The following is an 11,753-nucleotide window of genomic DNA, read 5'->3' on the forward strand; positions in this document are numbered from 1 at the left end:
TACTGCGGGAACTGATGCGCCCTCGATATCCTGAGTCAGGCAAGCAACTGTCAATGCTGTCAATCCAGAGTTGAGGTGCAGATCGTTGCCAGGCAAAGACGGATACGACCTCGTCGTGGTGGCCAATCGGCTACCCGTCGACTTCTCGGTCAGTCCCGCGGGAGATCTGACCTGGCAACGCTCACCGGGGGGTCTCGTCACGGCCCTCGAGCCGGTGATGCAGCAGGAGGAGGGGGCCTGGGTCGGCTGGTCGGGCTCGCCCGACCTCGCCCACGAGCCGTTCGACGCCGAGGGGATGCGCCTCGTGCCGGTCACCCTGAGCGCAGACGAGCTCGAGCGCTACTACGAGGGCTTCTCCAACGACACGCTGTGGCCGCTGTACCACGACGTCATCGCGCCGCCCACCTACCACCGGCAGTGGTGGGACGCGTACCGGCGGGTCAACCAGCGGTTCGCCGACGCCGCGGCGGAGCAGGCCGCCCCGGACGGGACCGTCTGGGTGCACGACTACCAGCTGCAGCTGGTCCCGCGGATGCTCCGGGACCTGCGCCCGGACCTGCGGATCGGCTTCTTCGACCACATCCCGTTCCCGCCGGTGGAGCTGTTCGGCCAGCTGCCGTGGCGCCGCCAGATCGTGGACGGGCTGCTCGGTGCCGACGTGATCGGGTTCCAGCGCAACGGTGACGCCGCCAACTTCGTGCGCGCGGTCAGACGGCTCACCGACTACACGACGCGCGGCCCGGTCATCACGATGCCCGACGCCGAGGGCCGCCCAGGCCGGCACGTCCGCGCCCAGGCGTTCCCCATCTCCATCGACTCCCGCCGCTTCGACATGCTGGCCCGCACGCCCGACGTCCAGAACCGCGCCAAGGAGATCCGCGCCGACCTCGGCAACCCGGAGATCGTGTACCTGGGCGTCGACCGCCTCGACTACACCAAGGGCATCCGGCACCGCATCAAGGCGTACGGCGAGCTCCTCGAGGACGGCCGGCTGGACGTCACCCGCGCGACGCTGGTGCAGGTCGCCAGCCCGAGCCGGGAGAACGTCGGCGCGTACCAGGACCTGCGTGAGCACGTGGAGATCCTGGTGGGCCGCGTCAACGGCGAGTTCGGCGAGCTCGGTCACTCCGCGATCCACTACCTGCACCACTCCTACCCGCCCGAGGAGATGGCCGCCCTCTACCTCGCGGCGGACGTCATGCTCGTCACCGCGCTGCGGGACGGCATGAACCTCGTGGCCAAGGAGTACGTCGCGGCACGGAGCGACGAGCAGGGCGTGCTCGTGCTCTCGGAGTTCACCGGCGCCGCCGACGAGCTCTCGCCCGGCCCGCTGCTGGTCAACCCGCACGACATCGACGGGATGAAGGACATCATCGTCGCCGCCTCGGCGATGGACCCCCGGGAGCAGCGCCGCCGGATGCGCCGCCTGCGCCGCAAGATCATGACCGACGACGTCGCCAAGTGGTCCGAGTCGTTCCTCTCCGTGCTCTACGCGGTGCAGCCGCCGGTCTCCGCCGAGCCCCGCAGCATGGAGCCCACCGGCACCCTCGCCGAGTCGGTGCGGGCGTTCGCCTCCGCGCCCGCCACCCGCCGTCGCCGGAAGAACGCCAAGCCCGCCGTCGCCTGGCTGATCGCCTCCGACTTCGACGGAACCCTCTCCCAGCTGGTCGACGACCCGAAGGCCAGCCGGATGACTCCGGCCGCCCGCGCGGCCGCCGACCGGATCGCCGGCCTGGCCGACGACGCCCCCGTGCGCTTCGCCCTGGTCTCCGGGCGCGACCTGAACGACCTCGCGCAGGTGACCGAGGCCCCGCCGGGCACGTTCCTCGTCGGGTCGCACGGCGCCGAGACGGGCCGTGCCACGGACGAGGGCATCCAGTCGGTCCCGCTGCAGCTCTCCCCCGCCCAGCACACCCAGCTCGACTCCCTGGTCGCCGGGTTCGAGTCGACGGCCGCGGACCGCGAGGGCGTGTGGGTGCAGATCAAGCCGGGTGCCGCCGTCATCCACACGCGCCTGGCCGGGGCCGACGACGCGGCGGCGGTGACCGTCGCGGCCGACGAGGTGGCGGCGAACCTCGGCCTCCAGCCGATGCACGGCAAGGACGTGGTCGAGGTGTCGGTGGTGTCGACGTCGAAGGGCGAGGCGCTGCGGCAGCTGCGCGACGTCGTCGCCGACGAGACCGGGGCGCACGCCGTGCGGATCTTCTACTCCGGCGACGACACCACGGACGAGCACGCGTTCGCCGCGCTGGAGAACGGCGACCTCGCCGTCAAGGTCGGCACCGGGGACTCGCTCGCCCAGCACCGGGTGCCGGACGCGGACACGCTCGCCGTCGTCCTGGAACGGCTCGCCGACGCCCTGGACAGCGAACAGACCCAGCCATGACCAGCGGCGTTCCCGAGAAGGTCACGACTTGACCTGCCGATAGTGGCTCTGCCCCCTTGGCGGGGTACTATCACGCTGCAATCTGTGTCACCGCCGACACGCAAGTGGAAGCAACGACACCCGACACAACGGATCGTCCGGCACGTACCTGCCGGTGGAGGGAAGTCTTACCATGGCTACGGTCACCTTCGACAAGGCGACGCGCGTCTACCCAGGCACGGAGAAGCCTGCGGTCGATCAGCTCGACCTGCACGTGGAGGACGGCGAGTTCCTCGTCCTCGTCGGCCCCTCGGGCTGCGGAAAGTCCACGTCGCTGCGCATGCTCGCGGGCCTCGAGGACGTCAACGGCGGTGCCATCCGGATCGGTGACCGCGACGTCACCGACGTGCAGCCCAAGGACCGCGACATCGCGATGGTCTTCCAGAACTACGCGCTGTACCCGCACATGTCCGTCGCGGACAACATGGGCTTCGCGCTCAAGATCGCCGGCACCCCGAAGGCGGAGATCCGCCAGCGGGTCGAGGAGGCGGCGAAGATCCTCGACCTCACGGAGTACCTCGACCGCAAGCCGAAGGCGCTCTCGGGCGGTCAGCGGCAGCGTGTCGCCATGGGCCGCGCCATCGTGCGCCAGCCGCAGGTGTTCCTCATGGACGAGCCGCTGTCGAACCTCGACGCGAAGCTCCGCGTGCAGACGCGTACGCAGATCGCGTCGCTGCAGCGCCGTCTCGGCGTGACCACGGTGTACGTCACGCACGACCAGACCGAGGCGCTCACCATGGGTGACCGCATCGCCGTGCTGTCGGCGGGCGTGCTCCAGCAGGTCGGCACCCCGCGCGAGATGTACGACAAGCCGAGCAACGTGTTCGTCGCGGGCTTCATCGGCTCGCCGGCCATGAACATCGGCACCTTCGACGTCAAGGACGGCGTCGCGCAGGTCGGCGGCGCGTCGATCACCCTCTCCCGTCCGGTCGCGGACGCGATGACGCCGGCCGACGGCGGCAAGATCACCCTGGGCTTCCGCCCCGAGGCGCTCGACGTCGTCACCTCGGGCAGCGAGGGCGCGTTCGACGTGGACGTGACGCTGGTCGAGGAGCTCGGTTCCGACGCGTTCGTCTACGGCTCGCTGAAGAACGGCGGCAACCTGCACGCCGGTGACACCAACCAGGTCATCGTGCGCATCGACCCGCGGAACGTGCCGGACAAGGGCGACACCATCTCGGTGTCGATCAAGCCGGAGTCGATCCACGCGTTCAGCACCGCCACGGGCGAGCGCCTGGGCTGATCCCCTGAGCTGACCGAGGAGGCCGTCGTCTCGTCGGGCACGTGCTACCGGTCGGGTCCGCCACCCGGATCCCACCGATAGAGCGCGCCCGGCGAGGGGATGGCCTTCTTTGCCGCACACGTCCTGACCCATGCGGGAGGCCCCGATGACCCAGAACCTGCAGATCACCGCCGCACGGCCCGACCCCGCGCTGCTCGACCTGCCCTGGGACGTCCCGCTGGTCTCGTGGCCCGACGACGTGCTGGCCGCCCTGCCCCGCGGCATCTCCCGCCACGTCGTGCGGTTCGTGCGCCTGTCCGGACGCGTGCTCGCCATCAAGGAGATCGGCGAGACCGTCGCCTACCGCGAGTACGACCTGCTGCGCCGCCTGAACCGCCTGGACGTGCCGTCCGTGGTCCCCGTGGGAGTCATCACGGGCCGGCGCGACGCCGGCGGCGAGCGGCTCGAGGCCGTCCTGGTCACCGAGCACCTGCAGTTCTCGCTGCCCTACCGTGCCCTGTTCAGCCAGGCGCTGCGGCCGGACACCGCGACCCGCCTCATCGACGCGCTCGCCGTGCTGCTCGTCCGGCTGCACCTGGTGGGCTTCTACTGGGGCGACGTCTCGCTGTCCAACACTCTCTTCCGGCGGGACGCCGAGACGTTCTCCGCCTACCTGGTCGACGCCGAGACCGGTGACCTGCACCGCGAGCTCACCCGAGGTCAGCGCGACTACGACATCGACCTGGCCCGCACCAACATCATCGGCGAGCTCATGGACCTGGCCGCGGGCGAGATGCTCGACGAGGAGGTCGACGAGGTCGGTATCGGTGACGCGCTCGTCGAGCGCTACAACGAGCTGTGGAACGCCCTGACGGGCGCCGAGTCCTTCGCCACCGACGACCGCTGGCGGGTCGACGCGCGCATCGAACGCCTGAACCGGCTCGGGTTCGACGTCGGCGAGCTGGAGCTCACCACCGACATCGGCGGCACGACCGTGCGCATCCAGCCCAAGGTGGTCGACGCCGGCCACCACTCCAACCGGCTCTTCCGGCTCACCGGGCTCGACGTCCAGGAGAACCAGGCACGCCGGCTCCTCAACGACCTCGACTCGTACGCCGCCGCCACGGGCCGGCAGAACGACGGCGAGCAGCTCGTGGCGCACGACTGGCTGCGCAAGGTCTTCGAGCCGACCGTGAGCGCCGTCCCCCGCGAACTGCGCCGCAAGCTGGAGCCCGCGCAGCTGTTCCACGAGATGCTGGACCACCGCTGGTACGCGTCGGAGCGCGCCGAGCGCGACATCCCGCTGCCGGAGGCGGTCGCCTCCTACGTCGAGAACGTGCTGCGGCACCGCCCCGACGAGAAGGCGCTGCTCGGCCTCCCGCCGGGCGAGACGCCGTCGGAGGACGACCCCGAGTCGGACTACTTCCACCTGTCGACCTGACAGGCGGTCACCCGCTCACCCCTGGCGGCGCTGCCTGGCCACTTCGTAGAGCGCGACGCCGCCTGCCACCGCCGCGTTGAGGGACTCGCTGGTGGCCGCGATCGGGATCGAGGCCACGGAGTCGCAGGCCTCGCGCACGAGCCGGGACAGGCCCTTGCCCTCCGAGCCGATCACCAGGACCAGCGGGTCACCCGCGAACGCGACGTCACCCACCTCGGTGTCGCCGCCGGCGTCGAGGCCGACCACGAAGCAGCCGGCCTTCTTCAGCGCCTCGAGCTCCCGGGTCAGGTTCGTCGCCCGGGCCACGGGCACACGCGCGGCCGCGCCGGCGGAGACCTTCCAGGCCGACGCCGTCATGCCCGCCGCCCGGCGCTCGGGAACCAGCACGCCGTGCGCTCCGAAGGCGCCCGCGGACCGCAGGACGGCCCCGAGGTTGCGCGGGTCGGTCACGCCGTCGAGCGCGACGACGAGCGGCGGCTCGCCCGCGGCCGCCGCCGCGTCGAGCAGGTCGTCGGCGTCGGCGTACACGTACGGCGGCACCTGGATCGCGATGCCCTGGTGCGTCGCGTGGTCGGTCAGCCGGTCGAGCTCCAGCTTGGACCCCTCGACGAACTTCAGGGACCGGTCCGCCGCCAGCCGGAGGATCTCCTCGGTGCGGTCGTCGGCGTCCAGCCGCGACGCGATGTAGACGCAGTTCACCGGCATCTGTGCGCGGAGGGCCTCCAGCACCGCGTTGCGCCCGGCCACGATCTCGGTCGCGTCGCCGCGCCGCCGGGTCTTCGCGGCCGCGCCGCGCGCCGGGCCGCGCTGTCCCTGCCCGGCGACCCGCGGCCCTGCCGTGTCGCTGCGCCTCTCGGCCGCGATCTTGCGCTGGTGCGCCGGGTGGTACTCGCGGTCCTCCGCCTTGGGCGTGGGGCCCTTGCCCCGCAGCGCCTTGCGGCTGTGGCCGCCCGTGCCGACCTGGGCACCCTTCTTGCTGCCGGGCTTGCGCGTCGCGCCGCGGCGCTCCGAGTTTCCTGCCATGGTCCTGTTCCTTCCGGCCGCTGCGCGGCGGTGTTGCGACGGCCAGTCCCGTCCGGCGGGCGGTCCTGTCAGGACTCGGCCAACGCCCAGCGGGCGCCGTCGGCGGAGTCCTGCACCTCGATCCCCGCGGCCGTGAGCCGGTCGCGGATGGCATCGGCCGCGGCCCAGTCCTTCGCGGCCCGCGCGGCCACCCGAGCCTCCAGCTCGGCCGTCACCAGCGCATCGAGCGCCGCCGCGTGCCGGTCGCCGGCCGGCGAGGCCCACTGGGGGTCGGCCGGGTCGAGCCCGAGAACGTCCAGCATCGCACGGACGGCCACCAGCTCGGCGCGCGCCGCGTCGTCGTCGCCGGACGCCAGGGCGCTGTTCCCGGCGCGCAGCCGCTCGTGGACGACGGCGAGCGCCGCCGGGGTGTTGAGATCGTCATCGAGCGCGGCGGCGAAGTCCCCCGGGAGGTCCGCCTTGGCGACCTCGTCGGCGGGGACCGCGCCCACCGCCTCGGTGGCCCGGGTGACGAACCCAGTCAGCCGGTCCCACGTGGTGCGTGCCTCGTCCAGGGTGTCCGGCGACCACTCGAGCATCGAGCGGTACTGCACGGACACGAGGGCGTAGCGCACGACGGGGGCCGGAGCGTTCTCCAGCAGGTCGCCCACCAGCAGGCCGTTGCCCAGGGACTTGGACATCTTGGTGCCCTGCTGGGTCACCCATGCGGTATGGATCCAGGTCCGGGCGAAGCCGTCCCCGGCCGCGCGCGACTGCGCCTGCTCGTTCTCGTGGTGCGGGAACCTCAGGTCCAGGCCGCCGCCATGGATGTCGAACTCGGCGCCGAGGTAGCGGCGTGCCATGGCCGAGCACTCCAGGTGCCAGCCCGGGCGGCCGCGTCCCCACGGGGTGTCCCAGGACGCCGTCGCCGGCTCGCCCGCGTGAGGCGCCTTCCAGAGGGCGAAGTCGTGCGGGTTGCGCTTCTGCGCGGCGACGGCGTCGGCGTCCGCCGGCGGCGCGTCGTCGTCCTCGACACCGAGATCGTCGACCTTCTGCCGCGTGAGCTCGCCGTAGGCGGGCCAGGAGTGCACGTCGAACCAGACGTTGCCCTCGGTGGTGGCGTACGCATGGCCCGCATCGACCAGCTCCCGCATCAGGGCGACCATCTCGGGGACGTGCCCGGTGGCCCGCGGCTCGTAGGTGGGTGGCAGGACGCCGAGCGCGTCGTAGGCGCGTGCGAACACGCGCTCGTACCGTGCGGCGTGCGCCCACCACTCGACGCCGGCCGCGGCGGCCTTGGCGAGGATCTTGTCGTCGATGTCGGTGACGTTCCGGATGAGCGTGACCCGCAGGCCCTGGCGCGTGAACCAGCGGCGCAGCACGTCGAACGCGACGGCAGGGCGCAGGTGGCCGACGTGCGGAGCGCTCTGCACCGTCGCCCCGCACAGGTAGATGCCGACCTCACCCGGAGTCCTGGGGTGGAAGTCACGCACTTCCCGCGTGGCGGTGTCGTACAGGCGAATGTTCACCTGACCAGCCTACCGGCGGAGGCCCGGCGACGAGGCGCGTTTTCCACAGGTGTTGATCACCCCGGATCAGCGCGCCGCGACCACCAGCCGCGCCACGTGCCGGTGCCCGAGGGCCTCGTACCCCACCACGCTCACCGCGGGCGCCAGCATCACCAGGAGCAGGCACCACGCCATCCCCACCCCCGCGGCCGCCGCGGCCACGGCGGCCGCCAGCAGCACCGCCGCGCCGGCCACGAGCAGCACGTGCAGACGGTCCACGCTGTGGGACACCGCCATGAAGATCAGGTAGTCGGCCAGGATGAAGACGCCCACCGGCACCGCGACGGCCAGCACCGTCCCGGTCGCGTCCAGGTGGGACTCCCCCTCGAGGTAGTAGGCGGCGACGTGCAGCCCGGCCCCCACCGCCGCGAGCGCGGCGTAGACGACGATGTGCCCGTACCCCCAGACGAACGAGCGCTCCCGGTGCGCGTGGAGCATCTCGGCGGCGGGCGTGATCCAGTAGGTCCACCACAGGCCGAAGGTCAGGGCCATCCCGGCGAACGCGACGAGCGCGGCGTCGAGGGTCCAGCCCTGGTGCTCGACGACGGCGCTCAGCGAGGCAACCGTCCCGATGACTCCTTCGCCGAGGGTGATGATGGCGAGCAGCCCGTAGCGTTCCGCGATGTGGTGCGCGTGCCACGGCGTGCCGCGCGATCCCGCACGGTCCGGCTCCCTGCCTGCCCGCTCCGTGGCTGCCTGCTCCGCGGCCACCGGGATCACTCGCTCGGCGATCCACGGCCCGGCCATCTCGACCACCACGAGCGCCGCGCCGACCGCGAAGAAGGTCGCCGCGCCGGTGGGCGTGACCGCGAGGGCCACCCAGCCGGCCTGGGTCACCACGAGCGTCCGGACGTACCCGTAGCAGGACGCCCGGTGCTCGGGTGCCTGCCGCGCCGCGCGGAGCCACTGCACGAGCATGGCCAGTCGCATGACGACGTAGCCGGCCACCATGACCTCGTTGTGCAGGAGCCCGCCGGCATCGAGGCTGTGGAACATCTCGGGCAGCCCGAGGGCCAGCACCACGACGCCGGTCATCTGCACCATCGTGGTCACGCGGTAGAACCAGTCGTCGGTGTCGAAGGCGGAGGCGAACCACGTGAAGTTGATCCACGCCCAGCAGACGGCGAACATCGAGAAGGCGAACCCGATCACCGCCGTCCCCGTGTGCCCTTCCGCCATCAGGTGCGCGGCCTGCTCGCCGGCGACACCGAAGCCGACGACGAACGCCAGGTCGAACAGCAGCTCCAGCGGCGTCGCCGGGCGGTGGGACTCGTGAGGGTCACGTCCCCGCATGGGCCGGACGTGGTGATGAAGGGCCATGGCCACATCCTGCCCGCCCTGCGTGACGGGAACCAGCAGACGGGCCGGTCCCGTTCACGCCGCGACCCGTCAGCCGAAGTTCTTGCCCTCGCCGCGATATGTGGGGATCGTCCCGACGACCTCGTCGCCGCGGACCAGGTGCACCTCGTCGAACCGCTCCATGAGCTCGCCTGCCTTCGCGTGGCGGAACCAGGCGCGGTCCCCTGTGCGCAGCGGCTCCCGCTCCCCGGAGGGACCCCCGAGGCGGCGCCGGCGGGCCCGCAACGGGGTCTGGACCTCGCCGGCGCCCTCGGACCCGGTGAGCTCCCAGCCGGGCGTCACGACGCGCGGCAGCCGCGAGGTCGCCGCCGGACCGGAGGCGACGTACCCGCCCGAGAACGCCGTCGCCCAGCCGGGCGCGGGCTCCCGCACGACGTCGAGCCCGAAGAAGGCGGCGGGCCGCGGCCGGAAGGCCCGGTACGCGTCGAACAGCCCGGGCGTGAAGAGGCCCGAGCCGGCGGTCACCTCGGTGACGCCGGGCCCGGCCGCGGAGGTCTCGAGCGACCCGGTCCCCCCGGAGTTCACGAGGTCGAGGTCGTGCCCGACGGCGTCCCGAGCGGCGGCCAGGAGCAGGGGCCGGCGACGGTCGAGGTCCCGCACCGAGAGCCGCTTCACGAGGCGGACGGCAGGGCTCGAGTCGGGCAGGCCCGCGACCTGCGCCTCGTAGAACATCAGGCCGCGCAGGCGCAGGCCCGGAGCCTGGGCGACGCGGGCGGCCAGCCGGGCGACGTCGTCGGGCGTCCGCAGCGGGGAGCGCCGCACACCGAGGTGCGCCGGCCCGGCCCGCAGGCTCGCGTCCACGTCGAGGCAGACGCGCAGCGGCGGCGCCTCCCCGCGCCCGCCGCCCGTGCTCCCGGCACCGTCCGTCTCCGGGTCCCCGCCACCGGTCGCGCCGGGCACGTCCCCGTCCTCGGCGCGGGTCCCTCCGTGCCCGGCCCGGTCCACGCCGGCGACGACGTCGGCGATCAGCTCCAGGTGCGCCGCCGAGTCGATCATCACGGTCACGGCGGCCCGCGCGACCGGGTCCACGGCGAGCTCGGCGATCGCGGCCCGGTCCACGCTCGGGTACCCGACCAGGACGTCGTCGACCCCCTGCGCGGCGAGCCAGCGGGCCTCGCGCGGCGAGTAGGCCATCGCGCCGGCGAACCCGGTGCCGAGCGCGCGCTCGACGAGCGACCGGACGCGCACCGACTTGCTCGCCACACGCACCGGGACACCGGCGGCGCGGCCCAGCAGGTCGCGCGCGTTGGCGTCGAACCGGTCGAGGTCGACGACGGCGAGCGGGGCGGGCAGACCCGCCGTCGCCGCGGTCAGCCGGGTCGTGAGCGGTCCCATCAGCCGAGCACCCTCCGTGTGTAGCGGTTGTGGAACACGCCCTCCGGGTCGTGCTCGAGACGCACTCGTGCCGCGTCCTCGAAGCGAGGGTAGAGCGGGGCGAGGTCGCCGGCGTCGCGGGTGTGCAGCTTGCCCCAGTGCGGCCGCCCGCCGGCCGCGACGAAGATGCGCTCGGCGGCCTGGAAGTACCGCGAGTACGGCAGGCGCCAGTACTGGTGGACCGCGACGTAGGCGGTCTCGCGGCCGTGCGCGGTGGACAGCCAGACGTCGTCGGGCGCGGCGAACCGCACCTCGATGGGGAACGGCACGTTCTCGCCGGACGAGCGCAGCCAGCCGTCCACCTCGGTGATGACGTCGCGCACGCGCTCGCGCGGGATCGCGTACTCCATCTCGCGGAACCGGACCCGTCGCCGCGTGCAGAACACCTGGTACGAGGGTGCCTGGTAGGTCCGCACCGACAGGGCGCGCGCCGAGACCGCGTTGAGCCGGGGCGTCAGCCCGCCGAACGCCGCGGCAACCCGGTTCACCATCTCGAACGCGCCGTTGGACAGCAGCTCCTCGTCGAGGAACGATCGCGCCGCCCTGCCCGTCCGCGCGACCGGGCCCGGTGCCGCGGGCGCGACGCGCGTGTTCCGCAGCGTGAGCGCGCGCCCCGTGGCGGGGAAGAAGTACAGCTCGAAGTGGTCGCTGGCCGCGACGACGCCGTCGGGCCCGTCGAGCGACTCCAGCGCCGCGGCGAGCGGCACGGGCCGCTCCTCGGCGCGCAGGTCGTAGGCGGGCACCACCTCCAGGGTGACGGCGCTGAGGACGCCCGTGGTGCCCAGGCCGAGGCGGGACGCCTCGAAGAGCGGGTCACCGGGGCCGACGTCGTGCACCGAGCCGTCCACACCGACCACCCGCACGCCGCGCACCTGCGTGGCGAGGCCGCCGAGCCGGGCACCGGTCCCGTGCGTGCCCGTGGAGATCGCACCCGCGATCGACTGGCGGTCGATGTCCCCGAGGTTGCGCAGGGCGAGCCCGCGCTCGGCGAGCAGGCGGTTGAGCTCGTGCAGCCGCACGCCGGCCCCCACGGTGACCAGTGCGTTCCCGGTCTCGGGGTCGCGCTCCACACGTTCGAGGCGACTGACGTGGTCGAGGCTGAGCAGCATGCCCGACGTCGTCGCCGCGGGGGTGAACGAGTGGCCGCCGCCGACGGCGCGCACGGACCGGCCGGCCGCCGCCTCGCGTGCGACCACGTCGGCCAGCTCCGCCTCGGACCGGGGCGCGGCCCTGCCCGCCGGGCTGCACGTGGCTGTGCGGGCCCAGTTGCTCCAGGTCGGCCGGGAGGTCGGGGGGCGGTGAACGACGTCGGACACGGGGGCACTATTCCACGCCCGCGTGCCGGCGAACAGGGGCGACCGA

At 73.0% G+C, this 11,753-nt stretch carries 8 protein-coding genes; 3 read left to right on the forward strand and 5 right to left on the reverse strand.

The features are described from left to right. Window positions 1-115 precede the first annotated feature (115 nt). From ACYU96_RS15695 to ACYU96_RS15705, 3 genes are all read left to right on the forward strand, one after another. Window positions 116-2,386, forward strand: coding sequence for a bifunctional alpha,alpha-trehalose-phosphate synthase (UDP-forming)/trehalose-phosphatase (locus ACYU96_RS15695; RefSeq protein WP_460755428.1), 2,271 nt, complete (start codon window positions 116-118; stop codon window positions 2,384-2,386). 172 nt (window positions 2,387-2,558) lie between these two features. After that, a complete protein-coding gene (locus ACYU96_RS15700; protein ID WP_460755431.1) occupies window positions 2,559-3,668 on the forward strand; it encodes an ABC transporter ATP-binding protein in 1,110 nt (369 codons plus the stop codon). A 145-nt stretch (window positions 3,669-3,813) separates the two neighbouring features. After that, window positions 3,814-5,088: a DUF4032 domain-containing protein gene (locus ACYU96_RS15705; protein WP_460755434.1), complete on the forward strand. Its 1,275-nt coding sequence runs from the start codon at window positions 3,814-3,816 to the stop codon at window positions 5,086-5,088. 15 nt (window positions 5,089-5,103) lie between these two features. Here the strand turns inward: ACYU96_RS15705 and rlmB are convergent, their stop codons facing one another. From rlmB to ACYU96_RS15730, 5 genes are all read right to left on the reverse strand, one after another. After that, complete coding sequence (rlmB, locus tag ACYU96_RS15710; RefSeq protein ID WP_460755437.1) at window positions 5,104-6,111, reverse strand: 23S rRNA (guanosine(2251)-2'-O)-methyltransferase RlmB; 1,008 nt, start codon at window positions 6,109-6,111, stop codon at window positions 5,104-5,106. Window positions 6,112-6,179: 68 nt separating this feature from the next. Continuing rightward, complete coding sequence (gene cysS, locus ACYU96_RS15715; RefSeq protein WP_460755440.1) at window positions 6,180-7,619, reverse strand: cysteine--tRNA ligase; 1,440 nt, start codon at window positions 7,617-7,619, stop codon at window positions 6,180-6,182. 66 nt (window positions 7,620-7,685) lie between these two features. Further along, complete coding sequence (locus ACYU96_RS15720; RefSeq protein WP_460755443.1) at window positions 7,686-8,978, reverse strand: low temperature requirement protein A; 1,293 nt, start codon at window positions 8,976-8,978, stop codon at window positions 7,686-7,688. A 69-nt stretch (window positions 8,979-9,047) separates the two neighbouring features. Then, window positions 9,048-10,352: a type III PLP-dependent enzyme domain-containing protein gene (locus ACYU96_RS15725; protein ID WP_460755445.1), complete on the reverse strand. Its 1,305-nt coding sequence runs from the start codon at window positions 10,350-10,352 to the stop codon at window positions 9,048-9,050. Beyond that, window positions 10,352-11,707: a D-arabinono-1,4-lactone oxidase gene (locus tag ACYU96_RS15730; protein WP_460755448.1), complete on the reverse strand. Its 1,356-nt coding sequence runs from the start codon at window positions 11,705-11,707 to the stop codon at window positions 10,352-10,354. Before ACYU96_RS15730 ends, ACYU96_RS15725 begins: the two co-directional genes overlap by 1 nt. Window positions 11,708-11,753 lie beyond the last annotated feature (46 nt).

It is taken from the genome of Myceligenerans cantabricum, assembly GCF_054777735.1.